The 26,577-nt window shown below is 24.3% G+C and carries 26 protein-coding genes; 19 read left to right on the top strand and 7 right to left on the bottom strand.

Going from position 1 to position 26,577, the window contains the following annotated elements; translation table 4 throughout:
- The first annotated feature begins 10 nt into the window (after positions 1 to 10).
- The 12 genes from alaS to rplS all read left to right on the top strand — a co-directional run bounded on the left by alaS (position 11) and on the right by rplS (position 9,543).
- Positions 11 to 2,728 carry an alanine--tRNA ligase gene (gene alaS, locus MMOB_RS02375; RefSeq protein ID WP_011264959.1) on the top strand — a complete coding sequence of 906 codons (2,718 nt, stop codon included), beginning with the start codon at positions 11 to 13 and terminating at the stop codon, positions 2,726 to 2,728.
- 4 nt (positions 2,729 to 2,732) lie between these two features.
- Positions 2,733 to 3,167, top strand: a complete 435-nt coding sequence (gene ruvX, locus MMOB_RS02370) for a Holliday junction resolvase RuvX (RefSeq protein ID WP_011264958.1) — start codon at positions 2,733 to 2,735, stop codon at positions 3,165 to 3,167.
- The gene (locus MMOB_RS03660) at positions 3,157 to 3,663 is read left to right on the top strand and encodes a hypothetical protein (RefSeq protein WP_050707643.1); all 507 of its coding nucleotides are present in this window, start codon (positions 3,157 to 3,159) and stop codon (positions 3,661 to 3,663) included. Before ruvX ends, MMOB_RS03660 begins: the two co-directional genes overlap by 11 nt.
- A complete protein-coding gene (locus MMOB_RS02360) occupies positions 3,663 to 4,334 on the top strand; it encodes a BC85_0335 family putative methyltransferase (protein ID WP_011264956.1) in 672 nt (223 codons plus the stop codon). The genes MMOB_RS03660 and MMOB_RS02360 overlap by 1 nt, the downstream gene beginning before the upstream one ends.
- A 15-nt stretch (positions 4,335 to 4,349) precedes the next feature.
- Positions 4,350 to 4,874 (top strand): transcription elongation factor GreA, encoded by a 525-nt coding sequence (greA, locus tag MMOB_RS02355; protein WP_011264955.1) that lies wholly within the window; start codon positions 4,350 to 4,352, stop codon positions 4,872 to 4,874.
- 75 nt (positions 4,875 to 4,949) lie between these two features.
- Positions 4,950 to 5,510 carry a hypoxanthine phosphoribosyltransferase gene (hpt, locus tag MMOB_RS02350; RefSeq protein WP_011264954.1) on the top strand — a complete coding sequence of 187 codons (561 nt, stop codon included), beginning with the start codon at positions 4,950 to 4,952 and terminating at the stop codon, positions 5,508 to 5,510.
- A gap of 47 nt (positions 5,511 to 5,557) precedes the next feature.
- The gene (locus MMOB_RS02345) at positions 5,558 to 6,355 is read left to right on the top strand and encodes an energy-coupling factor transporter ATPase (protein WP_041363111.1); all 798 of its coding nucleotides are present in this window, start codon (positions 5,558 to 5,560) and stop codon (positions 6,353 to 6,355) included.
- Positions 6,346 to 7,272 carry an energy-coupling factor transporter ATPase gene (locus tag MMOB_RS02340; protein WP_011264952.1) on the top strand — a complete coding sequence of 309 codons (927 nt, stop codon included), beginning with the start codon at positions 6,346 to 6,348 and terminating at the stop codon, positions 7,270 to 7,272. The genes MMOB_RS02345 and MMOB_RS02340 overlap by 10 nt, the downstream gene beginning before the upstream one ends.
- A gap of 1 nt (position 7,273) precedes the next feature.
- Positions 7,274 to 8,188 carry an energy-coupling factor transporter transmembrane component T family protein gene (locus MMOB_RS02335; RefSeq protein ID WP_011264951.1) on the top strand — a complete coding sequence of 305 codons (915 nt, stop codon included), beginning with the start codon at positions 7,274 to 7,276 and terminating at the stop codon, positions 8,186 to 8,188.
- 76 nt (positions 8,189 to 8,264) lie between these two features.
- Positions 8,265 to 8,528: a 30S ribosomal protein S16 gene (gene rpsP, locus MMOB_RS02330; protein WP_011264950.1), complete on the top strand. Its 264-nt coding sequence runs from the start codon at positions 8,265 to 8,267 to the stop codon at positions 8,526 to 8,528.
- Positions 8,529 to 8,546: 18 nt separating this feature from the next.
- Positions 8,547 to 9,203: a tRNA (guanosine(37)-N1)-methyltransferase TrmD gene (gene trmD / locus MMOB_RS02325; protein ID WP_041362930.1), complete on the top strand. Its 657-nt coding sequence runs from the start codon at positions 8,547 to 8,549 to the stop codon at positions 9,201 to 9,203.
- Positions 9,193 to 9,543: a 50S ribosomal protein L19 gene (gene rplS / locus MMOB_RS02320; protein WP_011264948.1), complete on the top strand. Its 351-nt coding sequence runs from the start codon at positions 9,193 to 9,195 to the stop codon at positions 9,541 to 9,543. The genes trmD and rplS overlap by 11 nt, the downstream gene beginning before the upstream one ends.
- Positions 9,544 to 9,591: 48 nt before the next feature.
- Here rplS and MMOB_RS02315 read toward each other — a convergent pair whose 3' ends face one another.
- Positions 9,592 to 10,449, bottom strand: a complete 858-nt coding sequence (locus tag MMOB_RS02315; protein WP_307127499.1) for a potassium channel family protein — start codon at positions 10,447 to 10,449, stop codon at positions 9,592 to 9,594.
- Between the two features lie 77 nt (positions 10,450 to 10,526).
- Here MMOB_RS02315 and MMOB_RS02310 point away from each other — a divergent pair, with 77 nt between their 5' ends.
- Together MMOB_RS02310 and MMOB_RS02305 are read left to right on the top strand one after the other, a co-directional pair.
- Positions 10,527 to 12,110, top strand: coding sequence for a TrkH family potassium uptake protein (locus MMOB_RS02310; RefSeq protein WP_011264946.1), 1,584 nt, complete (start codon positions 10,527 to 10,529; stop codon positions 12,108 to 12,110).
- A 111-nt stretch (positions 12,111 to 12,221) separates the two neighbouring features.
- A complete protein-coding gene (locus MMOB_RS02305; protein WP_011264945.1) occupies positions 12,222 to 16,604 on the top strand; it encodes an SGNH/GDSL hydrolase family protein in 4,383 nt (1,460 codons plus the stop codon).
- On the opposite strand, the gene MMOB_RS02300 is transcribed toward MMOB_RS02305, so the two are convergent.
- Positions 16,597 to 17,520 carry a hypothetical protein gene (locus tag MMOB_RS02300; RefSeq protein ID WP_011264944.1) on the bottom strand — a complete coding sequence of 308 codons (924 nt, stop codon included), beginning with the start codon at positions 17,518 to 17,520 and terminating at the stop codon, positions 16,597 to 16,599. The genes MMOB_RS02305 and MMOB_RS02300 overlap by 8 nt on opposite strands.
- Before the next feature lie 87 nt (positions 17,521 to 17,607).
- Between MMOB_RS02300 and MMOB_RS02295 the strand changes: the two genes are divergently transcribed.
- The gene (locus MMOB_RS02295; protein ID WP_011264943.1) at positions 17,608 to 18,372 is read left to right on the top strand and encodes a hypothetical protein; all 765 of its coding nucleotides are present in this window, start codon (positions 17,608 to 17,610) and stop codon (positions 18,370 to 18,372) included.
- A 267-nt stretch (positions 18,373 to 18,639) separates the two neighbouring features.
- Positions 18,640 to 18,765: a hypothetical protein gene (locus MMOB_RS03705; RefSeq protein WP_269076314.1), complete on the top strand. Its 126-nt coding sequence runs from the start codon at positions 18,640 to 18,642 to the stop codon at positions 18,763 to 18,765.
- Positions 18,766 to 18,807: 42 nt separating this feature from the next.
- Here the strand turns inward: MMOB_RS03705 and obgE are convergent, their stop codons facing one another.
- Genes obgE through glf form a run of 3 tightly spaced genes read right to left on the bottom strand, consistent with a single transcriptional unit; the run spans position 18,808 to position 22,310 of the window.
- On the bottom strand, positions 18,808 to 20,076 hold the full coding sequence (obgE, locus tag MMOB_RS02285) for a GTPase ObgE (RefSeq protein WP_011264942.1): 1,269 nt from the start codon (positions 20,074 to 20,076) through the stop codon (positions 18,808 to 18,810).
- A gap of 1 nt (position 20,077) precedes the next feature.
- Complete coding sequence (locus MMOB_RS02280) at positions 20,078 to 21,154, bottom strand: glycosyltransferase family 2 protein (protein ID WP_011264941.1); 1,077 nt, start codon at positions 21,152 to 21,154, stop codon at positions 20,078 to 20,080.
- On the bottom strand, positions 21,141 to 22,310 hold the full coding sequence (glf, locus tag MMOB_RS02275) for a UDP-galactopyranose mutase (protein ID WP_041362924.1): 1,170 nt from the start codon (positions 22,308 to 22,310) through the stop codon (positions 21,141 to 21,143). Before glf ends, MMOB_RS02280 begins: the two co-directional genes overlap by 14 nt.
- Positions 22,311 to 22,395: 85 nt before the next feature.
- Here glf and tpiA point away from each other — a divergent pair, with 85 nt between their 5' ends.
- Positions 22,396 to 23,124, top strand: coding sequence for a triose-phosphate isomerase (tpiA, locus tag MMOB_RS02270; RefSeq protein WP_011264939.1), 729 nt, complete (start codon positions 22,396 to 22,398; stop codon positions 23,122 to 23,124).
- A 94-nt stretch (positions 23,125 to 23,218) separates the two neighbouring features.
- Entirely contained in the window at positions 23,219 to 23,956 is a 738-nt protein-coding gene (locus tag MMOB_RS02265; RefSeq protein WP_156768869.1) for a DeoR/GlpR family DNA-binding transcription regulator, read from the top strand.
- A gap of 24 nt (positions 23,957 to 23,980) precedes the next feature.
- On the opposite strand, the gene MMOB_RS02260 is transcribed toward MMOB_RS02265, so the two are convergent.
- Positions 23,981 to 25,330: a peptidoglycan DD-metalloendopeptidase family protein gene (locus tag MMOB_RS02260; protein ID WP_041362921.1), complete on the bottom strand. Its 1,350-nt coding sequence runs from the start codon at positions 25,328 to 25,330 to the stop codon at positions 23,981 to 23,983.
- Positions 25,331 to 25,432: 102 nt separating this feature from the next.
- On the opposite strand from MMOB_RS02260, the gene MMOB_RS02255 reads away from it, so the two are divergent.
- Entirely contained in the window at positions 25,433 to 26,239 is an 807-nt protein-coding gene (locus MMOB_RS02255; protein WP_011264936.1) for an MAG4940 family membrane protein, read from the top strand.
- A 54-nt stretch (positions 26,240 to 26,293) separates the two neighbouring features.
- On the opposite strand, the gene rpmB is transcribed toward MMOB_RS02255, so the two are convergent.
- On the bottom strand, positions 26,294 to 26,491 hold the full coding sequence (gene rpmB, locus MMOB_RS02250; protein ID WP_011264935.1) for a 50S ribosomal protein L28: 198 nt from the start codon (positions 26,489 to 26,491) through the stop codon (positions 26,294 to 26,296).
- Positions 26,492 to 26,577 lie beyond the last annotated feature (86 nt).

Genomic DNA, 26,577 nt, shown 5'->3' with positions numbered 1-26,577 from the left:
CAAGGATAAAATGAAATCAAAAGAAATAAGAAATAAATGATTGAATTTTTTTGAATCAAAAGGTCATTTAATAATACCTTCAAAAAGTTTAATTCCAATTAAAGATGATTCATTATTGTGGATTAATTCAGGTGTTGCTACTTTAAAAGATTTTTTTTCAGGTAAAAAAATACCACCAAGTAAAAGATTGACAAATAGCCAAAAATCAATCCGAACAAATGATATTGAAAATGTAGGAAAAACAGCAAGACATCATACTTTTTTTGAAATGCTTGGAAATTTTTCTATTGGAGATTATTTTAAAAAAGAAGCAATTAATTTTGGTTTTGAATTCATTTTTGATGTCTTGAAATTTGATCGTGAAAAAATTTTCTTTACATATTTTTCAGAAGATTTAGAAACTTTAGAAATTTTGAAAAGTTTGAATGTTCCTGATTCACAAATTATTAAAGGAAGCAGAAAAACTAATTTTTGAGATATGGGAAATGGTCCTTGTGGACCAAATTTAGAAATTTTTTATGATAGAGGTCCTAAATATTCAAATAGAGGCATTGAATTATTGAAAAATGATATTGAAAATGATCGATATATAGAAATTTGAAATATTGTATTTTCTCAATTTAATAATGATGGTAATGGAAATTATGAATTATTAAAGCAAAAAAATATTGATACTGGAGCAGGACTAGAGAGACTTGCATGCATTCTTCAAGACACTCCAACAAATTTTGAAACGGATTTATTTTTACCAATTATTAAAGAAATAGAGAAACTTTCGATTTACAAATATAAAATTGATAATTATTTTTTAAAAGATAAAATCCAAGAAAAAATCAATTTGAACTTTAAAATTATTTCAGATCATTTAAGAACTGCTGTTAATGCAATTAATGACGGAGCAAAGCCATCTAATAATGGTAGAGGATATATTATAAGAAGATTAATAAGAAGAGCTTATAGATCAGGGATATTTCTTGGAATCAAAGGAAAATCTTTTCTACACAAAATGACACAAATTGTAAGAGATTCACTTATTTATGATATTGATGTTGAAAAAGTTTCAAAAATTATAAAAAAAGAAGAAGAAATGTTTTCAAAGACAATTTCTGAAGGAATTAACTTATTAAAAGAAAAAATTAAATCTAAATTCCCTAAGGATAATTCAATAGATATAGAAAATAAATCTCAAGTTGCAAAATATTTCAAAGAAAATAATTTAACTTTTGATTTTTCAATTGCCTTTGAATTATTTTCAACTTTTGGATTTCCTGTTGAAATTATCAAAGAAATATTAGAAGATGAATATGAAATAGAATTGGATATTAGTAATCTTCCAAAATATTTAGAAGAACATGCAAATAAAAGTCGTTCTGAAAATTCAAGTGCAATGCAAAAAGTGATAAATTCTCTTGAATTAGTAAAAGAAAAAGTTTCAGAATTTGTAGGATATTCTACATTAAAAACTAAATCCAAAATTCTATATTTACTAAATGAAACAGAAGAAATTCACTTTACAAATTCTGAAAATGAAATTTCATATCTTATTTTAGATAAAACACCTTTTTACGCAACAGCAGGAGGCCAAAGACATGATAAAGGACTTTTGATTCAAGATAAAAATAGAATTGAAGTTTTAGAAGTTTTTAAAGATAAACATTTAAATAATGTCCATAAAGTGAAAGGAAAAATTTTAAAGTCTGAATTAATAAATGCAGAAGTAGATTCTAATATTAGAATCGGATTAGAAAGAAATCATAGTGGCACACACCTTGTTTTTAATGCTTTGTCAAGAGAATTTGGAAAAGAAATTGAACAACTTGGTAGTGATAATAACGAAGAAAGATTAACTTTTGATTTTCCTTTATCTAAAAAACCTAGTTGAGAAGAAATAAAAAATGTTGAAAAACGAGTAAATGAATACATTAATATGAGTGTTGATAGAGAATATATTATCACAACTTTAGAAGGTGCTAAAAAATTAAATGCTGTTATGACTTTAGAAGAACAAGAATACATGGATCCAAATGAAGTTAGAATTGTTAATTTCCCAAAAATAACAGCTGATTTATGTGGTGGTACACATATTGAAAATACTAAAAAAATTGAAACTTTCAAAATTATTTCTTTAGATTCAAAAGGAAAAAATAAATTTAGAATAAAAGCTATTACTAGTAAAAAAATTGTTGAAGAATATTTAAAAGATGAAATTTCAAAAAATAAATTAGTTTTAGAAAATTTGATTGAAAAAAATAAAAGTCTTTTTCAAGGTTATAAAATGAATTTTTCTTGAAGTAAAAATTTAGATGAACAAAATGAACAAATAACAAAACATATTGACCAAGCAAGATCTGATTATAAAAAGCTTTTAAAAAATTCAGAAAATAAACTTGAAAAATTAGAGTCTGATTTTAGCATTATGAAATTTAAAAACACTGAAATAATCTTTGACATGAATTTAAAAATGGCTTCTTTACAATCTTTAGTTGCTACATTGAGAGAAAAAAATCCAAAAGCAATAGTTATTTTAGGTTCTGAAATTAGTAAGGGTAAATTTTTCATTTGTGTTGGATCAAAGGAATTTTCTGCAAAAGACATCTCTAATATAATTTTTGAAAAATATAAAGGAAAAGGTGGAGGAAATAATATTCTTTCGCAAGGAAGTATCGATAAGAAAATTGAAAAAGCAGAAGATTTATTTGAACTTTTAAAAGAAAAAGGAATCATTTAATTCGATGAGAAAACTTGGAATTGATTTAGGGAAAATAAGGACAGGATTTGCTATAAGTGATGATTCTAATAAAATTTCACTTCCATTAAAAACTTTTATTCAAAAAAATGCTAATTTTAATAATATTATTTTAGAAATCAAGAAAATTCTATTAGAATATCAAATTGATACAATTGTTATTGGGTTGCCCATTAAAATTAATAATGAAAAAACAAAAAGCACAATTTTTGTAGAAAATTTCAAAAAACATTTAGAAAAAGAAATTAACTTACCAATATTTTTTGTGAATGAGTATAATTCATCTGTATTGGCAAATTTAAGCATAAATGAAATGAAAAGTAAAAAAAGAAAAACAATAGTAGATAAAATATCGGCGCAAATAATATTGAATGATTTTTTAAATAACTATTTTATAAAGGAAAAATATGATGAAAATTAATAATGAGATAAAAGATTTAAGAGAAATTGATGTATATGATGAAAATGGCAAAAAATTAAAAGGAATTGTTTTATTCACTTTCGAAGAAGCAGGAGATACATTCATTTGTTACACAATAAAAGAAGAAGTTTTTTTCAGTAAATTAAACGAAGATAATTCATTAAGTAACTTAGAAGAAGATGAATACAAAATTGTTGAACAAATTTGAGAAGATTTTATTCAATCTGATAAGTTTAAAGAGCTAGCAGAAAAATATAATTTTGAAGGTATCGGTGGTCCTTTAGTTGATGGGGGAGATGACGAAGACGACGACGATGAAGATGAAGATGATGAAGATGACGAAGATGAAGATGACGAAGATGAAGATGACGATGAAGAATATTATGGTGATTATGACGAAGACGAAGATGAATATGAGGAAGACTATGAAGAATTTTCCAAAGACATCAAAGATTCTTATAAAAATTTAATTGAAAAAAGAAATATCATTAATTAATGAGCCCTGAACAAATAGCTTTAATTTCTTCAATAATTGTTGTTTTAATTCTTGCAATTAGCTCTTTTACTTTTATTCAAATAAGAATAAGAAAACTGAGAAGAAAAATCCTTGAAATTAATTTGAAAGATAATAAAATTGGAATGAATTTAATTTTAAAAAGAGAAGATATAGGAGAATTGTATGAAGATTGAAAAACTAAATCCCCTAATGCTTTAAATGATTTGTATGTGGAATTTACAATTAATACAATTTTAAGAAATGATTTTAAAAATGGTCTTTATTTAGGAAAAACAAACGGATATGAACCTCTTTCTTTTTCAAATAAAACAAAAGCTTCTTTTAAAATTTTAGAAAAAGATTTAAATAAACAAAAATATCAAGAATTATTAGAACTTAAAAAAAATATAACTTATAAGCTAGAAGTAATTGAAAAAGTAAGTTTAGAAGAACAATTTGACATTATTATTTTTAATGATGATTTAAAAAATTGAAATGATCTTTATGGAAAATATTTCAAAAATTTGAAAAAAAATGGTTTAATTATAATTTATGATTTTAGTATAAATAAAAAAACTAAGAAAAATTTTATTAATCATTTAAAATTAGTTAAAGCTTATTTTGAAGAGATAAAAATAAATAATGGAATTTTTTTAATAACAAAAAAATAATTCAAAAAGGAAAATATGACAAAAATAAAAAATGATCCAATCAATAAAAATGAATTTGATGCACAAGTTAATGATGGTAAATTATATTTAACTTTAGAAAGTGTTGAAACTTATAAAACAGAATTAAATAATCTTATTAATGTTGAAAGACCAAAAATCATTGAAGAAATTAAAGATGCAAGAGCTCAAGGTGATTTATCTGAAAATTCAGAGTATGACTCAGCAAGAGAAAAGCAAGGTCAAATTGAAGATAGAATTAAAGAAATCGAATACATTCTAGAAAATTATACTGAAATTCAAAATGCTTCTAAAAGTAAAAAAGTTACTATTGGTTCAAAAGTATTATTAAAAAGAATTGATAACAAAAAGCAATTTGAAGTAAAAATTGTAGGAACTCTTGAAACTGATCCTTTTTTAAATAAAATTAGTTATTCATCCCCTATTTCTCAAGGAATTATGGGATCTAAAATTGGAGATGTTCGTGAAATAAATGCCCCAACTAAATATGAAGTAGAAATTCTTAAATTTTTAGACAATTAATTTTCTCTTTTTTAATTTTAATTTTTAAAAATATTATTTTTGTAAAAATAATATTTTTTTCTTTAAAATTCTATTATGAAGCACAAATCTAATGACCCACGTTTTACAGAAATTCTATTTACATCTGAAGAAATTCAAATCAAAGTAAAAGAATTAGCAAATTGAGTAAATGAAACTTATAAAAATAGTAAGGATTTAATTTTTATTGGACTTTTAAAAGGTTGTTTACCGTTTTTAATTGATCTTGCAAAAAATGTGACTGTTGAACATATTTGAGATTTTATGACTCTTTCCACTTATTCAGGTTCAACCGAATCATCAGGAAATGTTAAAGTGGTTATGGATTTAAAACAAAATATTTTTGATAAAGATGTACTGATTATTGAAGATATTGTTGATAGTGGAATTACTTTAGAAAAAGTTGTCGGAATGCTTAAAATGAAGCAACCAAAATCATTAAAAATTTTAACTTTATTAGACAAAAGAGTAAATCGTAAAAATAAACTTGAAGTTGATAAAGCAGGATTTATAGTTCCAAATAAATTTCTTGCAGGCTATGGTTTAGATGTAAAGGAAAAATTAAGAAACATTGATTTTATAGGTGTTTTTAACCAAGAGTATTTAGATAAACTATAATATATAAGCAAAAGGATTTTATGAGTACAGATAATATTAATACACCAATGATCGAATTAAAAAATGTCAAATTTAAATATTCGACAGGAACATCATTTGCTTTAAATGATGTTAGTATTAATTTCCCGCAAGGAAAATATACAGCAATTCTAGGTCATAATGGTTCTGGAAAAAGTACTTTAAGCAAAATAATTGCTGGACTTTATAAACCGACTTCAGGAGATGTTTATATTGATGGAATTAAATTGCAAAGATCTACTTTAAGAAAACTTCAAGAGAAAATTGGAATTATTTTTCAAAATCCAGATAACCAATTTATTGGAGCAACTGTAGAAGATGACATTGCTTTTGGCTTAGAAAATAAGTTAATACCTAGAAATGAAATGAAAAAAATTATTTTGGACCTTTCAAAAAGAGTAGGAATGGATAAATATTTAGATAGAGAACCTCAATATTTATCTGGAGGTCAAAAGCAAAGAGTTGCAATTGCTTCAATTTTAGCTTTAGATCCTGAAATTATAATTTTTGATGAAGTAACTTCAATGCTTGATCCAAAAGGTAAAAAAGAAGTTTTAAAATTAATTAGAGAAATTCAACAAACAAGAAAAAAAACTTTGATTTCAATTACTCATGATATGGATGAAGCAATTTTAGCAGATCGTGTTCTTGTTTTAGCTGAAGGCGAATTAATTGCTAGCGGAGATCCTTTGGAAATATTAAAAAATGAAAGAGTCATTGAAATTGCAAAAATTGATTCTCCTTTTATTTATAGAGTTTCAAAATTATTAAAAAATGTTGATCCTACCTATGACCAAGACAAATTAATTGGTGAGATATGCAAATAGAAGTTAAGAATATATCAAAAGTATTTGAGCCAAAATCTCCAATTGAATTTACTGCTCTTAAAGGAGTAAGTTTAAGTTTTGAACAAGGAGAATTCATCTCAATAATTGGTCCAACAGGGAGCGGAAAAACTACTTTTATTGAACATTTAAATGCTTTGAATTTACCTTCTATTGGAAGCATTGTTATTAAAGGAAAATTTAAAGATCAAAAAGATAAAAAAAATCCTGTTCTTATTGAATCTGAAGTAATTTTACAAAAAACAAAAAGAAAAATAAAACAAATAAAAGAAATTAGAAGACAAATTGGAATTGTTTTTCAATTTGCTGAATATCAATTATTTGAATCTACAATTGAAAAAGATATTGCTTTTGGCCCTATTTCATTAGGAATTTCTAAAGAAGAAGCTTATAAAAGAGCTAAAAAATACATTTCAATTGTTGGTTTACCAGAAAATTATTTACAAAGAAGTCCATTTGAGCTTTCTGGAGGTCAAAAAAGAAGAGTTGCTCTTGCTGGTATTTTAGCAATGGACCCAGATTTTTTAATTTTTGATGAGCCTACTGCTGGTTTAGATCCTCAAGGATCAAAAGAAATTTTAGAAATTTTTGGAAAACTAAATAGTGAAGGAAAAACTGTTATCATTGTTACTCATAATTTGGATCATGCTTTAGAATGAACAAATAGAACAATTTTTTTTAATGATGGGTTTGTTATAAAAGATGGAAAAACTTATGATGTTTTAGAAGATGTTGATTTTTTAAGAGAAAATGAGATGGAACCCCCTAAATTATTAGTCTTAAAAAAATTATTACAAGATAAAGGTATTAACCTTAGTAAGGTTCGTTCTATTGAAGATTTTGCAAGGGAAATTAATCAATATTTAGAAACGAAAAACAAAACGAAAGAAAATAATTAATATGCGTGTAACAATTGGTCGTTATGTTGAAGATAACACTTTTTTTCATAGATTAGATCCAAGAGTTAAATTCATTGGGAATATTTTGTTATTGGTTTTATTTTTTATTGCTAATGATTTTATTGTTTATGCATTTTTATTAATTCCTGTTATTATTGCATTTTTAATAGCAACAAAGAATCCAAAAGGATTGATAAGAATTTTTAGACTACCCCTTTATGTCGGAATTTTTATATTTTTAATTAATATGTGACTTGTTACAGGAGAATCTTTGAGAGGTCTTGCAACTGCTCCAAACAATTCTGGTTTACCTATTGGATTATTAGCAAGTAATATTTACAGTATTAATTATGGAACTTGATGAATTTTTACTTTAAGTTATGTTTCTATTATCAGAACAATTTCAATTATTGTAAGAATTTATGCTTTAATTTTAGTCACAACCATTCTTACTTATACAACTAAACCTGTACTTTTAACAGTAGCCATAGAAAATATTTTATATCCACTAAAATTAATAAGATTTCCAGTCCAAATTATTTCAATGATTATTTCAATAACTTTGCGTTTTATTCCAACTCTTTTAGATGAAACAAGTAGAATTATGAAAGCCCAAGCCTCAAGGGGTGTGGATTTTAAAAATGGTAATTTAAAAGCAAAAGTAAAATCAACAATAACTTTAATAATTCCGCTTTTTGTTTCAGCATTTGCAAAAGCAGATGATTTAGCAAATGCAATGGAATCACGAGGATACGATCCTTATAAAAAGAGAATGAGATACAGAAAACTTTCTTTATCTTGAAAAGATGCTTTTATAATATTTATATATTTTGCATTTATAGCCTTAATTGTCATAAATACAAATTTTCCAAATATTTTACCAATTTGATGAATTCAAGCTTGAGTAAATATTTAATAAAGTTAAGTAAAACTACTTAACTTTATTTTTTTGTGATAAAATGACTTTAATTTACTTATAAAGGAGGAAAAAAATGGTTAAGTTAAGACTTAAAAGAATGGGAAGTAAATTTAATGCTTTTTATAGAATCGTAGCAGCTGATGCAAGAGCACCTAGAGATGGGCGTTTTATTGAAGAATTAGGTTATTATAATCCTTTTTCTAAGGATTTAAAAATTGAAAAAGAATTAGTTTTTAAATGATTAGATCTTGGAGCAAAACCAACTGAAACAACTAAAACATTATTTAAAAAGGAAAAAATAATGGAACAATATCACCAAAAAAGGCAAAAAAATTAATCTAATGAAACTTTTTTTTTAACAATATTTCCAAATTATTTTATTCCATTTAAAAACGAATCTATTATTGCAAAAGCAATTGATAAAAAATTGATAAATATTGAAATTATTGATTTTAGAAATTTTGCTTATGGAAAACAAAAAAAAGTAGATGATGAAATATATGGTGGCGGATCAGGAATGCTTTTAAAAATAGAGCCAATTGATTTAGCACTTGAAAATACCAAAGGTAAAAGAATTCTTTTATCACCTCAAGGCAAACCATTTACTCAAGATGATGCTTTAAAATTATCCAAAGAAGAAAATTTAACATTTATTTGTGGTAGATATGAAGGTTTTGATGAAAGAATTAGAAATTTAATTGATGAAGAATATTCAATTGGAGATTATGTTTTAACTGGAGGAGAATTAGCTTCGATGGTAATTGCAGATTCAACAATTAGGCTAATTCCAGGTGTTATTAAAGAAGAATCCTATAAAAATGATAGTTTTCAGAACAATTTACTAGATTATCCACAATATACTAGACCAGCAACATACAAAAATATGAATGTCCCAGAAGTTTTGTTAAATGGAAATCACAAAGAAATAAAACAATGACGTGAGCAAAAAGCTTACGAAAAAACATTAAAAAATAGACCAGATCTTATAGAAAGGAAAAATAATGCAAAATAAATTACTTGACATTGTTGAAAATGATCAATTAAGAAATGATTTACCAGAGTTTAAATCTGGTGACAATATTAAAGTTCTTGTACGTATTAAAGAAGGAGCAAAAGAAAGAATTCAAGCATTTGAAGGATTAGTAATTGCTATTAAAAATTACAGTACACACAAAACTTTCACAGTTAGAAAAATTTCAAATAGTGTTGGTGTAGAAAGAACATTTCCTCTTAATTCTCCTGTAATTGTTTCAATCGAAGTACTTAGAAAAAATAAAGTTCGTCGTTCAAAATTATATTACATGCGTGATTTAAAAGGTAAATCAGCAAGACTTAAAGAATTAAAAAAATAAGTTTTTGTGAAATCATAATAAAAAACAACCATAATTGGTTGTTTTTTATTATTGAGTATTTTTTGGTTTAATTTTACTTGCTACAATTTTATTTTTTGTTGAAATTAATTCTGTTGTTTTATTAGTTTTAGAAATAAGTCCATTATCTTGTGCTTTAAAAGCATTTTCTGTTTTTTCTTTATTTTTTTTACCAAAAATTGAAAATTCACGACGTTTTCTTAAAATTACTTTAGTTGTTTTTTCATTATCTGTAGAAATCAAAGTAAATACATTAGTAACATTTTGAACTAAACCAATTACAGTAATAATATCTCCTAATTTTAATGTTAGATTTCCTGATGGAAGAACTGAACTAACACCTCTTTTTACTAAAACCACACTAACACCTTTATTATTAAAATTAACATCTTTTAAAGGTTTGTCAGAAATTTGAGAATTACTTAAAATAATTGAACCAATTACATAACCATCTCCAACTTCTTGAAGATGTTCACTATACTTAATAAAACTTTGATTAGTAGCAATTAAAGCAGTTCTTATTCCGGCTTCTTCTTCAGGTCTAATAATAACATCTACTCCAATTTGTTTTAAAACCCGAGCATGTCTTTTTGAATTCGCTCTTGCGATAATATTTTTAACATTCAATTCTAAAAGAGCTGCAATTACTTCAATATTATCTGATAGAGCAACAATGACTGTATCAAAATTTGCTACTCCCAAACCACTTAAAGCTCTTAAATCTGCAGCATCTGCAATTGCAACTGAAGTTACAATTTGAGAAACAGAAGATAAGGTTGCTTCATTTTTGTCAATAGCTAAAATTGAATATTGCTTCATTTTACTTAATTGATCAATGATTGCAAGGCCAAATCTCCCTGTTCCAATTACACAAATATCTTTTTTCATATACATAATCATTTTAAACTATTTGCAATAATAAAATAAAAATACCAAAAAACTTTAAAATTCTCTATAATTCTAATATGTTTCAAAGAGCTTATTTTAAAAATAAATTACGAAGTAATTTTAGATTTAGTAGATTCAATAGAACAAATAACAAAAAAATTTCAAATGGTTTTTTTCACTTTTTTAGAAATTTATCTACTCCTAAAAGAATTTTCTTAACTTATTTTCTTATTACAATAATAACTTCTTTACTTTTGTGAGGAAAATTTTCTCATAATCAAGGTGCTAATGTAAGTTATATTGATGCACTTTTTACTTCTGCTAGTGCTTTTAGTGATACTGGTTTGACTGTTTCACCAACAGCTTTAACATATAATATTTTTGGTCAAACAATTATTGCTATAGTAATTTTGTTGGGGGGATTTGGTTTTTTTGCTTTAAAAGCTTATTTTATTAATCTTTTCGTAACTAATTTACAAGGTAAAAATTACTCTATGAAACTTGTCGAAAGAAATGTTTTAAGCGCAGAAAGAGGCAGTTCTGTTGTAGGAGAAACAAGAAAAATTGTTCTTTCAAGTATTTGAATTCTTGCAATTATTATGATAATAGGAGCAATAGTTTTATCTTTTTATTTTTACTTTGTTCCCGGAAATTTTATAGGTAATACTAATGCAGATCCTCTAGGAGATATTTCACTATCTATAAGATATGGATTTTTTCATTCAATTTCAGCAATAAATAATGCTGGATTTGATATTATTGGAGCAAATAGTATTGCCCCCTATTTTAAAAATTACACTATACAAATAATTTTCTTAATTTTATTTATTATAGGTGGTATGGGTTACCCAGTAATTTTTGATGTATACACAAAATTGAAATATAAAATTGTCCCAAAACATAGACTAAATAAAGAAAGACATCGATTTTCTTTATTTACAAAAATAAGTGTTACTACATATTTAATTGTTGCTTTCATTGGGCTACTTTTAGTTTTTATTTTTGAAATATTTTCATCTAGTCCAGAGACAATTTGAGGAATACAAGAAATAAATGGACAACCTATTTCTCAAGGTGATAAAATTATGGCTATAATTTTTAATACAATGTCCACTAGAAATGCGGGATTTTCTTCATTTGATTTAAATAAATTAACAACTAATTCAATTTTAGTTTTTTCAATAATGATGTTCATTGGTTCTGCACCTGCTTCAACTGCAGGAGGAATTAGAACAATTACATTAGCAGTAATTATTTTGTCAATAATTGCTAGAGCAACTGGTAGAAGCTCAGTTAGAGTTTTCAAAAGAAGACTTCCTTTTGAAACTTCATCAGGAGCAAGCACTGTTTTAGCAGTTTCTACAATTTTATGTACAATAGGTATTTTTGGAGTTTTAACATCATTTTCTACAGGTCTATCAAATACAACAAATGGACCTAGAAATGTTATAAATGCTATTTTTGAAGTTACTTCTGCCTTTGGAACAACAGGTCTTAGTTTAGGAATTACTTCTTCATTAAATATTTTTTCTAAAATATTATTAATTTTTATAATGTTTATTGGTCAATTAGGTATTTCTTCCACAATTCTTGTTGCAGGAAATAAAAAGAGTAAAAGCTATGCTTATGAATATATTTCCGAAGATGTAACAATAGGTTAATTTTTTAAAAATATATTCTCTAAAATAAAGTGAATATAACAAAAAAATCATTTTTTAAAGGTTAGAATTAAGTTAATAACTTAAATTGTTATTTTTAAGGAAACAGACAAAATGAAAAAGAAAAAAAAATTTTTATCCACTACCATTTCTGCAATTTCTTTAGTAGGAATTATCCCTACTGTAGTTATTGCTTGTTCTTCAAATGTTAAAACTTCTTCTGATCAAACTTTTGATATTGAATTGAACGAAATTGGAAAAACTTTAACTTACAATGATTTTATAAATATTAATAAAGAGATTCCACATACTTTGAAATCATATTTTACTTTTAAAAATTCAACAAATCAAGTTATTAAAGACAAAGATATTGAACTTGAAATCATTACTAATCCTTCACGTTCGTCTTTGGATACTAATATTGAATTGAAAATTAAAATAGATAATCAAGAAATAACTAAATTAATTAATGTGAATAATTCTTCAAAACTGATTAATGCTCAAAGTCCATTAAAGATTTTATCAATTGGCGATAGTGTATCAGCAGGTTATAATGCTCAATATTCATTTGATTTGCCGGGTAAGTTTAACCAAGAAACAAAAGAGATATCAGGACTAAGTTATGGCTCTTTTTTAGTTCAATATATTCAATCCATCAATGAAGATTTTGTTTCTTCTTTTGATAATTTTGCTTTATCAGGTTCAACAATTAAAAATTGATTATATTTATTATCGCCAAATAGATATGATGAATTTTATAATGAAAATTTAAAAGAAAATTTTTTTTATAATGAAAAAAGAGATAAAACTAATAATAACAATCCTCAATTAGATAGATTGAACGAGAATTTTCCTAATTGAAAAAACGACCCATTATTAATGAACAAAAAATTAATAAACAAATTAGAAGAATCAAATTTGATAACTCTTACTTTAGGTGCTAATGATTTTTTTGATAGCACATTTTTTGATGAACTTCAAAAAATTATTTTGGGAATTTCATCAAAAAATTTAAACATTTCTGATTTAAAAAAACTTTTAGATAAAACTCAAAAAGAGATTCAAACCAATTTAATTAAAATATTTACTGAATTAAGAAAAACAAATAAAAATGCAAGCATTGAAGTAATTTCTTATCCTGCCCCTTTATTAAAATTACTTCCATTTATTGATTCTATTTTTGAAAAATTAAATCTAAAAGAATTTAGTTCAGATTTTTTATTATCCAGTTTAAATAATTCAATAAAACTAGCAGTAAATAATTTTAATTCTCTGACTCAAAATAAGACTGAAAAAAGAATTAATTTTCTTGATGTTTATGATGAAGTATTTTGAAAAGAAAATACTAATAAAGTAGCTGCAAATATTTTTGATATTCATTCAAGTACATTTGGTTATCAAAAAATAGCTCAAGAAATAGTTTTAAAACTTGCATTACCTAAATACAATTTTGATTCTTATGATTCTTTAAAATTGTCTTCAGAATCAGATATTTTAGGTAAGTTAGATGAAACATTTTTTAAAAGAAATTATGATTCTTATTTTCAAGAATTTGAATTTGAAATATTAGAACCTGAAACTAATAAACAACATCAAAGTTCAAAATATATAGAAGAATTTTTAAAAATTATTTTTGAAAACTCTGAAACTAAACTTTTTGATGAAAAAAATAAACTAATTAGTCAAAATCATCAATACATTTTAAATTCTAATCAAAGCATTTTAACTTTACAAGAACTTTTTAGTGAATTTATTTCTATAGATTCTAATTCAATTAGGTTAAAAGAATTCTTCAAAAGTTTTTTTAATAGTAATAAAAGCGTTCTTAATGATTTATTTGGTTCAGACAACGAAAAACTTTTAGATGAAGTTTTTAAAAATTTAAATTCTTTAATTTTCAATGAAAATAATTTTGAAGATTTTATAAGCAAATTAATTAAATCTGATTTATTTGTAGAAATTTTGAGTTCTTTTCAAGTTTTTTCTAATGAGAACAATACACCTTTAACAGAAGACGTTATAAGTTCTTTTTTTATCAAAACATTTACAAAAAGCGAAATTTTATGACTTGCAATAAAAACAATTTCTGAAACTGATTTACTAAAAGAAGTAAATCTATTGAACGATATCATTTCTGGTTTTGTTGACTTATTATATAGCTCAAAAGCTAGTAAAGAACTTATTACTGGATATTTAAAAAGTTTAACAGGGTTGGCTATTGAACCTTTAGAAAAAGTCATTTTTGATACAGATTCTCAAGAATTGATTAAAATTTTATTTTCTAAATTGCTTGAAAATCCAAAAATTTTAATTGCGGCAAATTCTTTTTCTGATATTTTAAACAAAGTTTTTGATTTTAGCGATTCAAAATTAGTAAAATCAATAAAAAGCATTTTTAAAAATGTTTTTGATAACATTTACTTTTCAAGTTTGATTGAAATTGAATTAAATTTACTTTTAGAAGATTCAATCCAACTTGAATTAAACGAAGAACAAAGAAATATTTTTAAAGATTTCATTAAAGAAATGCTAAATTCTTTAATTAGTGAAGAGTCTTCTTTTTTTGAAAATGAAAATCCAATTTTAAAGTACTTAAAAAATAATTTCATAAATATAACAAACGGAGATTTTCAAAATTTTGCTGATTTTATTTTGCAAAAAGAAAATCTAGTTTATTTACTTAATTATTTTTCTAATGCTTTAGAAAAGAATTCAAACTTACATATAAGTTTTGAAAAAATAATTGATTTATTTATAGAAGATCCAAGTTTAAGAAAACTTTTAAAGAATTATATAGTGACTGAAAATACTCTTAATTCTCTAACTTCATTGATTTTTAGTTCAATTAAAGTTAATGAAAAAACAGATGTGCAAAATCAAAAAATGAAAATTTTTGTAAAAGAATCTTTAGATGCAATTTTTAATTCAAGTCAAATTTTTACTTTAGAAAATCCTTTGATAAAATTTTTGAAAAAAAATCTTACTGATTTGTTAAGAAATGATTTTAGTAGTTTTCAAGACTTTTTTAATGATTCTACAAATTTAAATTCTTTTCTTTTTGATGTTACTAATTTAATTAAAAATAATCCAAAACTAGAAGAAGCTCTAAAAGATGTTATTGATATGTTTATAAATGATGAAAATTTATTCATTTCTTTAACTTCATTTTTAAAAGATATTGCTCTTAAACCTTCTAATTTATTTTTGATGAGTTCTAAGTTGAAAGAATTTTTAGTGCTGGAAAATCTTAATGAAAATGATGAAATAGTTTTAAATCAAATGATTGAGCAACTAATGAAAGCTTTATTTGAAAACAAAGAAATTCTTGTAGCAACCGAACCTTTAATTCAATTATTTAAAAATAATATTTTCAATTTTTTGGCAGGTAAAATAGATATCTCAATTTTGAAATCAGAAGTTTCAAGTTATTTTGCATCAAATGGAATTAATTTAATTTTTAAATTAAGCACAAGTATTGAAAAAGGAACGATCCAAGGAAATACTTTAGGTCAATTCATTAATTTATTATTTGAAAAATCTAGACTTGATTCACCTCTTTATACGACTTTAAAAAATAAGGAAAATTTTAGTTCTTCAACAGCAATTGATTTGTCTAATTTATTCAATCTACAATCACAATTAAAAACAATTGTTAATTCAGTTGCAAAAAGTTTATATGCTTCTTATCTTGATTTTTCTAAGCAAAACACTCTAAGTTCAATTACAGAAAATCCTTATTACTCAGCTTTATATAGGTTTTCAACAACTTTATTATTAATTGGAAGATATTCTACAAATGCCTCTCTATTTTGAAATTTTACTAACTTATCAGCAAGCGCAACAATTATTGATGGGTTAAGATTATCGAAAATTCCAGGTTTAATTGATTTAGTAAACAAACATATTGTAGGAAGTGACTCTTTTTCATTTACTTCAAATAGTAATTTTGAGAAAAATCAAATTTTATGATATTTATATTACTACGATTCGTCAGAAGGGATAAAACCATCAGGAGCATATGCAAAGTTTTTTGGACAAATATCTTATATAGATGTATTAATAAATTCCTTAAAAAACGGTAATTTAGAAAATTATATTGTTTTTTTACCTGAAAAGGAATTTGAATTATCTCAAGAATTAAATATTAAAAATACAACATATTTAAGTAGAAATACTAATTGAGGGAGCTTTTATTATAGTTATTATTTAGTAAATAAAACTAAAATTGCAAATGATTTTACAATTTTGTATGATGTATCAGATGATACAAATGTTATTATTAATGAAAAATTAGAAAAACATACTTGAGAAAATACTCAAAAATGAATTAATGCTTGAAAAGTTGACTTAGGTATTAATGATCAAAATATTAAGACACTTAAAATTCACTTAAGCCTATTAAACAATGGTAAAGAAATCTTAATTAAAACTATGGAAATAAATGGCAGAGAATATCAAACGAATATACGTATTTTAGGTTTTAAATCTTTTAGTTAAAAATTTTCAAAATTTTTATCATTTCTTTTAAAACATTTTTTAAAGTACTTTCAACACCTTTGGTAAAATCTAATTTTTGATATGAAAAATTATTGAAATCATAAGAAAAATTTACAAAAACAACATATGTAAAATTTTCAAAATTTTCCAAGTGAATAATTTCTTCTTTAGATGTATTGATTAATTTTATTTTATTTAATAATGATTCTTTTTGTAATTCAGTAAGAGATTTAAAAGTAAAAACAAAATTAGTTGCTTTTAATGATTTTAGATTTGTCTTTTTAGTAGAAAAATAAAAAATATTTTTCAAAGCTTTTTTTCAAAAATTTTCCTTCAAATATTTATTTGCTTCAATAGAGTTCAAAATTGTTTTAACATTTGTATTGTTATTTAAAAAAATTATGCCTTTTTCTTGTATTTTTAAATTTATATCATAACTATTTCTAATCAATTTATTTAAAAAATAAACATTATTAACTAAATTAGAAATATTTCTATCATTTGTATAAGAGTAATTTTCAAAAGAAAAATCGTTAACAAAATACCAATTCAAAAACTCTATTAAATTAAACTCTTTTTCTAAAGTCATTTGAATTTTTAACTTAATTTTTAGTAATTTATTTGTAAAAAATAGTGCAAATCATAAATTAAAAACTAATGTTATTCCGGTAATAGACATTAAACTAATAAAACTAATCAAAGTATTTGAATTTTGCAAAAAATTTCTATTTTGAAAATTGAAAAAAAGAAAAACTAATAGATTCATAATCCAAAAAGAAAGAGCAATTCAATTAATTATTGTTTTAAAATGCAATTTGCCATTGAATTTTATTAAAAATCTTTCTTCTTCTCTTGAACAAATTTCATTTTTTAATTTGTTATCCAAATATTTTTCTAGTCTAGTTTTTTCTTGCATGTTTTAATTATGTAAAAAAAATCAAAAAAAAGATAAAAAAATGAATGTGATATAATTTTTTATAATAGATATTAAATTAGGAGAAATATGATTATAAATAAAAAACTTAAATATGGATTAATAGGAATAATAGGTTCAATATCAGTATCAACCATTTCTTTTGCTGTAATTTCTTGTGGAACAACAACTTCCATTCCTAATACTTTTAGCATTAAAAGCTTTGCTCACCTATATGGACCAATTCAAAGTATTCAAACAAACTTTGTTGAAATAAATCAAAATACAGGAACAAGTGATATTAGTTATGCTTTAAAAACTTTAAAATTTGATTCAACAACTATTGCAAGTGCAACAAAAGGATCAGATGTAATAAATGAATTTAAGCTTGAACCTTCAACTATTTCGACAGCTAATTCTCTTTCAAAGTCTTTTTTAAAATTAAAAGAAAACTTTATTGCAAAACCTGGAAATTATTTCATTGAAGTAGAAATCAAAAGAGGAACTAATTTAATTGGAACACAAACTTTAAATTTTAATATTTCAAAACTCCCAGTTAGTATTGAAAAAGATCCAGATCCAAAAATTTTAGCAGCAATTAAAGCTCCTTTATTGTTGAATACTTTAAATTTATTAAATGTATCAAATCCTTTTTCGTTTGTTGAAATTAAATTAAATAATGCCCTATTAATGAATAGTGATTTTATTATTGAAAAAGATTTGAATAGTAATATTTATTACATTAAAAAAATCTCTGGAGAAATAACTTCAGGAAATTATTCTATAAGTGTTAATGTTGAATTTACAATCTCAGGCAAAATTGCAACAGAACCAATTGAAGTAATTATTCCCTAAGCTATTTTTTTAATTTTTAAAAATTTCATTATTATTGTTAAAATATAAATAGATACTTATAAATTAATTTTAGTGTCGTATGGGAGTTTTTATGGAAAAAGATTGCAAAGAAAAAAATTGTGTTTGTAAACCAAAAAAAGCAATTAAACTTTAAATAATACTAAAGTATTATTTTTTACAATTTTTCAAAAGAGTTTTTGTGTTATAATATAATCAAAGCATTATATAAACAAAATATATTTAATGCTTAAAAATCAGGGAGTAAATATGGAACAAAAAGATCTAAAACAATGTGGAAAAGAAGGCTGCACATGCAAAGTTTGTGTTTGCAAACCAAAAGAATCAAGTTCTTGTAAATCAAAAGAAAGTAATCGTTCTTGTTCAAAAAAATAACTTTTAATAGTTAAAAATAATGTTCATATGAACATTATTTTTTTATTTATAAGTAGAAATTTCATTATTTCATTCTAATTCAAATTCGCCAATTTTTACATAATCTCCATTTTTGACATTATATTTAATCAGTTCTTCTCAAACTCCTAAATTTTTCAATTTGTTATTTAATCTCATCAAATTTTCATATGTATTAAAAGGAATTCTTTGAACTAAATCAGTAATTTTTTTACCAACAACTTCAAAAGAATTTTCACTTTTCTTAACAACTTCAAAATCTTTTTCAAAAACAATTGTAGTCTCAGTTTTTTCAATTTTTTTTCTATAGCTCTTAGCTTTTGATAGAATTTCACCTAATTTGTTTTTCAAACCATTTACATTTTTAGTAGTAAGAGCTGAAATTTGAAAAATTTCTAGTTTTGGAAATTTTTTTCTAAAAAGATTTAAATTTGTTTCAAAATCTTCTAAATCTTCTTTATTGGCAATAATTAATTGAGTTCTTTCTAATAAAGTCTCATCATAAAGCCTTAATTCTTCTAAAATTTGCTCATAAGCATTTATTGGATTTTTATCTTTTGATCCAAAATCAATAATATGAGCAATAACACGACAACGCTCAATATGTTTTAAAAATTGGATGCCTAATCCTTTACCTTCGCTTGCGCCTTTGATCAGCCCAGGTAAATCAGCAATTGTGTAAGAAGAATCACTTGATTTAACCAATCCAAGTTGTGGACTTAAAGTTGTAAAATCATAATCTCCAATTTTTGGTTTGGCATTACTTAAAACTGAAAGAAGAGTACTTTTACCTGCTGAAGGAAGACCTACAAGACCAATATCAGCTAAAATTTGTAATTGCAATCTTAATCTTTTTTTCTCTCCAAAAGATCCATTTTCATTCATGAAAGGAGCACCATTTCTTGGAGTTTTAAATTTAAGATTTCCTCTTCCACCTTGCCCACCTTTGACAATTAAATAATCCCTTTCTTCAACAATATCTTCAATTAATTTATCATTTTCGTAAACAAGTGTTCCAAAAGGAACTTCAATAATAGTGTCTTCAGCACCTTTTCCATATTGATTTTTTCTTTTACCATTTTCACCATCTTCAGCTCGGATAATTTTTCTAAATTGTAAATCTAAAAGAGTGTTAATTCCATAATTAGGTCTAAAGTAGATGTCTCCACCTTTTCCACCATCTCCACCATCTGGTCCTCCATTTGCAACATGAGCTTCACGCCTAAAACTAATGGCTCCATCGCCACCTTTTCCACCTCTTAGTTCTAATTCGACTTCATCTATAAATTTCATATTACTCCCATTCTGCTAAAATATTTAAACCAAATTTTGAATATATTTTTACACCTATTTTTACAAAAGTAGAAATAAAATGTCCTCTTACAAAAAGTATTGTTTTTATCGAAAATCCTTTTAATATATGCTTGCTAATTAAAGGATATCTTCTTTTTATATCTTTGATGAAATTTAACAAGTACACACGTTTATTTTTTATTTGTCTATCAAAGGAAATTAACATAATTTGTCATAAAATCATTTGTCTAATGAAATTTCAAGTATATTTTTTAAAACTATCAGAATTAATTTTTTCAATATTAATAGTTTCTAAAATTTTATGAATAACTTGAAATTGATGATTTCTATTTTTTACCATATTTTTTAAATTAATACTTTGTTCGCTTCTACCAATGTAATAGCGATATAAAACATCATTCATATAATACATTGTTTCTGCTTGAGAAAAAGGAATTAACGAATACTGAGAATCACTATAATAAATTCCTTCTATTTGCTTATAATTTAAATCTTTTAAAAAATTTGTTCTGTAAAAAATAGAATGCATTGTAATTATTGTGTAAGGAAATTTTAAATTTCTTAAACTTAAAATTTTATAAGGTTGAAAGTTTTTTTTGTGAGAGATGATTATTTTTTTGTTGTTTGCAACTTTTTCCATTGAATAATCAACAAGTAAAACATCAATTAATTTTTTTTGTCCTCTTATCATGTTAATGATGTCAATTAGAATTTTAGTATCAAAACTATCGTCAGCATCTAAAACCTTGAAATAAATTCCGTTTGCAACTTCTAATGCTTGATTGATAACAGAACCATATTGACCATTTTCTTTTTCAATTAACAGAACAAAATCTGGTCTTACTTTTGCATTTCATTTTCTAATGTATTGTTTTGCAACTTCAGAAGTTTTATCTTTAGACCCGTCATTAACAACAATTATTTCATAATCATTCATAACATTTGCTTCATATAATGTTTGGTTTAAAATTGAAGGCAAGCTAATATCTAAATGTTTTTCGGCATTATATGAAGGGATTACAAAAGTAAACAAAATTTTGTGATTATTTTGATTCATAACTTAAAATTTGTGGAAATATTTCCAGTGCTTCTTCAATTGCTTGATCCATGTTAATATATTTATATTTTGCTAGTCTACCCACTAAAAATAAATTAGAATAAGCTTTTGTTCTTTCAAAATATTTTAAATATTTTTTATTTGCTTCTTCGGTTTGCAAAGGATAAAAAGGCACATTAAATCTTTCACTATTTGGATCATATTTTCCTGGGTATTCTCTTGAGATTATAGTGTTTGTAACATCATTTTGCAATGTCATATGTTTATATTCTGTAATTCTCGTGATATCAAAATGTGCTGGATAATTAATAACAGCATTTGATTGAAATTTTGTTTGATTAATATTTGTAAATTTAATATCTAAAGAACGATAATCTAAAATTCCGTCAACATTATCAAACAATTCATCTATTGCTCCTGTAAAAACAAAAGGAACTTTCAACTCTTTTTCTTTGAAAAAAATCGCTTTTTTTCCTTCACTAGAAATTTTAAATTTAATTAAATCTTTAATGTTGGTTTCTAGGACAACAGTAATATTAGGATGATCTAACATTTTTTTTATTGAATTTGTATAACCTTCTTCAGGTAAACCTTCAAACAAATCATTGAAATATTTATCATTATATGAACTAATGATAGGAACTCTTTCGGTTACTTTTTTATCAATTTCTTTTGGATTTAAACCTCACATTTTTACAGTGTAATTTTCAAAAACATTTTTATATATAAAGTCTGCAACTTTTTGAAGTTCTAAATCATTTTCTTTAATTAAATCTAAAATTTTAATTCTCTTATCAAATCCATATTTTTTGTTTAATTTTTCTTTTATTTCTTCACTTTTTTCAGGGAAAAATACATCTAAACCACGATAGTTGAAAGGAATAGGGACAATTTCATCTTTAATTTTAGCTGCAACAATATTTTGAAAATTGTTAAGTTTTCAAAATTGATTCATGTAATCATACACTTGTTTATTAGATGTATGAAAAATATGTGGTCCATATTTATGAACTAACACTCCTTTTGTTTTTAAATCAAAAACATTTCCCCCAATGTGATTTCTTTTTTCAATAATTAAAACTTTTTTGTTTTCTTTTGCAAGTTTATTAGCTAAAACAGCTCCACTTAAACCTGCACCTGCAATTAATATATCCATAATTATTAAATTATAGCAAAAAGATAATATAATCTTAAGCATAGATTAATTAAAAATATAATAAAAGCAAATAAGGAGAATTTTCATGAGAAAAAAAATTATTATTGGTAATTGAAAAATGAACAAAACTAAAACAGAAGCAGAAAATTTTGTAAAAGAGTTTAATAAAATTACAAGTGAGTTAAACTTGAAATTGGACAAAAATTTAGTTGCAGGTTTAGCATTACCATTCACATCATTAGGGATTAAAAAAGAAGGAAATTTTGCAAATTTAGTTATTGCTGCACAAAATTTTCACCAAAATAATAGTGGAGCCTTTACAGGAGAAATTTCAGCAGAAATGCTTTTAGATCTAGGGGTAAAAATGGTTGTTTTAGGTCATAGTGAAAGAAGAGAGTTTTTTCATGAAACTGATGAAATAGTAAACATGAAAATGCATCAAGCAATTAAAAATAATTTAGTCCCAATTGTTTGTGTTGGAGAAACAGAACTACAATACAATTCGAACAAATCTAAAGAAGTTATAAAAAATCAAATTGAAAAATCACTAAAAAATTTAAGTGATTTTTCAAAGATTATTATTGCTTATGAACCAATTTGGGCAATTGGTACAGGAAAAACAGCTACAGTTGAATATGCCCAAGAAATGTGTAAGTACATTAGAAGTTTAACAAATGAAAAAACAATTATTCAATATGGCGGAAGTGTAAAACCAAATAATATTAAAGAATTGTTAAGTCAAAAAGATATTGATGGTGCTCTTGTTGGTGGAGCTTCTTTGAATGTAAAAGATTTTATTGATTTAATTAAATAAATATCCAAAAATTCAAAATTTATGCAAAAAAATGCAAATATTGCATTTTTTTGTTCATTTTAAATGATTAAATACTATAATAATCATGTAAAAGGTGGAAATTTTGTTAATAATAGAAAATAAGTTATTAGAATACATAAAAGAAAATAAAATTGTTAAACCAAAAACATTAGAAACTGTTTTTGGTTTAAAGAGTTCAACTGTAAGAAGATATTTAATAAAACTTGAAGAAAAGAAAAAAATTGAAAGAAATTTTGGCCAAATTAAATATATAGGATTTATTGATTCAAATAGAATTGCTTCTCAAGAAGTAGAAAAAAATAAACCAGTAAAATTACAACTGGCAAAAAAAGCTGCTTCTTTAGCAAAAGATTACAAAAATGTTTTCATTAGTAGTGGATCAAGTTGTTATTATGTACTTGATTTTTTAGAAAAAGATATTAATCTTTATACAAATAGTATTTTTAATGCAATTCATGCAATTGATTTAGGATTTAAGAATGTAAATATTATTGGTGGTCATTTAAAACCTGCATCTCTTTCGACTGTTTCGTCAGAAATTACAATGATTGATAATCTTAAATTCCAAATTGCTTTTTTAGGTGTTAATGGAATTGATTCAAAAGGTAGTTTAACTGCAAATGACATTAATGAAGGAGTTGTAAAAAAATACATTGCAAATAATTCAGATTTAGTTGTTGTTTTAGCTGAAAAAGAAAAATTTAATAGTTCAGCTTTTTATGATTTTACTCCTAAAAACAAAATTATTCTTGTTGTTAGTGATTATACAGCCCCATTTGATTTTCCAAATTTAAGTCTAATAAAACTTTAGTTTAAAAATCAAATTTTAAATCTTTTAATCTCCAATTCTAACAGGAATATTCTTGCTTGCAAATTTTCTAAAGTTAAAAATTTTGCTTGGATCTACAACTTGAAATCTATTTTCAGAAAGAATTCAAATAGGATCTCTATTTGGATCTCGATTAATTGGGACAATATGAACACCAGTTGCTTTTGCATCAAAAACATCTGCTTGTCATTTACCGTTTATAAATTCTGGAATATATTTTTCAATTCTTGCATCAGTAATGCCTGAAGTCCTTTCAGTTTTAATTATGCCTTCAGCATCTTTAATTAAATTACCATTTCTATCAATTGCATTATGCATTCCATTATTTGGTGTTGTACTTTTTTGAATTTCTACATGTAAATGTGGTATTCATCCGCCATTGTTTCCGATATTTCCAACTAAACCTATTACTTCTCCTCTTTTAACTTTTTGTGGAGTTTTTGCTGAAATAGTCGGCACTCCTATGACATGTCTACTTCTGTTTCAAATACTTTTTACTCTATTTTCTCCAAATTTAGTTTTCATAAATCTATGATCTAAATGAATGATTGCAATGTAAAAAAATTCACTATTTTCTCCAAAAATATTATTCCAAGATTCTTCACCTAAAGTATAGTCTTTTTTATAAACTTTCATAACAAGATTTGTGCCTATACCTTCTGCAATACTATTATTTGGTAAATAATAATAAGAAATAATTTCCCCATCAAAAGGAGCTAGAACTTCAGTACCTTGATTTAAAAAAACATCCTCGCCAAGATGAAATTGATGATGAGTTCTAATTTTTGAACCAGCATAAATATTTCTATTTTCACCATATCCTCCAGTCAATATTGGTGTTTTGTATTCAGATAAATAATTTTGATTTTGATTTGTAATTTGAGTTCTCGAAAGATTTTCAATTTCTAAAACTCTCGATCTTTTGTCCATTTGCAATTTTGGATCAATTATGAAAGCTTCTTTAACTGCAAAATTTTCTATTAATAATTTTTTGTTTTCACTTTTTAAACTTTGATCTTTTATCTCTAAAAAATATGTAAGTTCTATTTTATCTAAATTTCCAGGTGTTTCAATTTTTGAAACACTCAAAGAAATTTTTTTATTGTCTTTTGTTAATAATGGTTTTTTAAGTTCATAGCTAGTTTCTAAAAGATAATCAGAAATTGAATTTGTTTTTAAAATGTCTGTTCCATTATAAAAAATATTTTCCAAGTTCAAATTCAATTCATTTAGTTCAATGCTTATTCTTGAGTTCAAATTGCTATTTAAAACAATTCCTGCAGGAATTGCAATTGTTCCTACAGCACCTAAAGTTAAAGTTCCAATTCCTAAAAGTTTGATAATTTTTTTATTCATAGTTAACCTCATTAAATTTATTATTTACAATAATTTTAACCTTTAAATTGCTCTATTAGAAAAAAATAAAATTGAGTTACTGGATTATGTTAAAATAATTTAATGAATATCAATCAAGTTGTTTTAACAAGCTGAAATTTAGGAACTGCAATTAGTGAAATGATCGGTTCAACAACTTTGATTTTTTTAGTTTTAATGACAAGATATTTTGTTGCTCATTTTTTTAGTAAAAAATATAGTTTTATTCTTTTTTCTCTAGGTTTTACAATTTCTTTTTTTATTGCAATAATTATGGCATGAGTAATAGGAGGTTTTATTAATGGACTTGGTCAAGCAGCTGGAATTGTAACTCCTTTAGCAGTAATTTTAATTTCTTTTATCAAAAATACATTTGTTTCCATTCCTTATGTTGTTGGGTTTCAATTGATTGGCGCTTTACTTGGTTCACTTTTATTTATTGCTGTGTTTTATGCATTTTATAATTTTATTGGAGATAAAATTAATTCTAATTTCAAAATAGAAATAAGAAAAATAATCGAAACAGAACACTTAAGTTTTGGCAAACATACAATTAAAGAAATAATTTTTCAATTTTTCTTTGTTGTTTCATTAGGTTTTATAGGTTATTTAGATGTGATTACTTATGGGTTAGAAGTCATTGATAAAGTTTTAATTACTCTTACAATAATATTTATTCTTTTACTAATTTCAAGTAAATTTAATTTTTATCTTTTTGCTTTAACTGTATCAGTTGCATTCTTAATTTTACAAGGAATTTTTAATGTTTTTAAATGACAAAATTTAGCAAAAACTTTAATTGCTTTTTGAATTCAATTTCTAACTATTTATTTAGTTTCTCTATCCTTAAATGCAATTGTATTAGCAAGCGGAAGATTTTTTGAGTTATAAATATTTTGTTGTTAATTTAATAAAAATATTAGAGGAATGATTCCTCTAATATTTTTAAGCAACAAAACCTTGTTTTTTAAGTGTTTTTGCAGTTTTTGCACTAACTTTAATTTTTACTTTAGATCCATTTTCAAGAGTTACTAAAATTTTTTGTAAATTTAAATTGAATTTTCTTTTAGTTGCATTTAAAGCATGTGAGCGTTTGTTACCACTCATTGGGCCTTTATTTGTTAAATCATCTCTTCTTGCCATTTGAGCCTCCTCTTTTATATTTATATGCATTTATAATAAATATCATTTTACATTAAAATCATAAATTTTCAAATAACTTTTAAAAA

It is taken from the genome of Mycoplasma mobile 163K, from assembly GCF_000008365.1.
GTDB lineage: Bacteria > Bacillota_I > Bacilli_A > Mycoplasmatales > Metamycoplasmataceae > Mycoplasma_J > Mycoplasma_J mobile.
The sequence above is the reverse complement of the archived record's forward strand: the minus strand, read 5'-3'. Positions and strand labels throughout refer to the sequence as shown.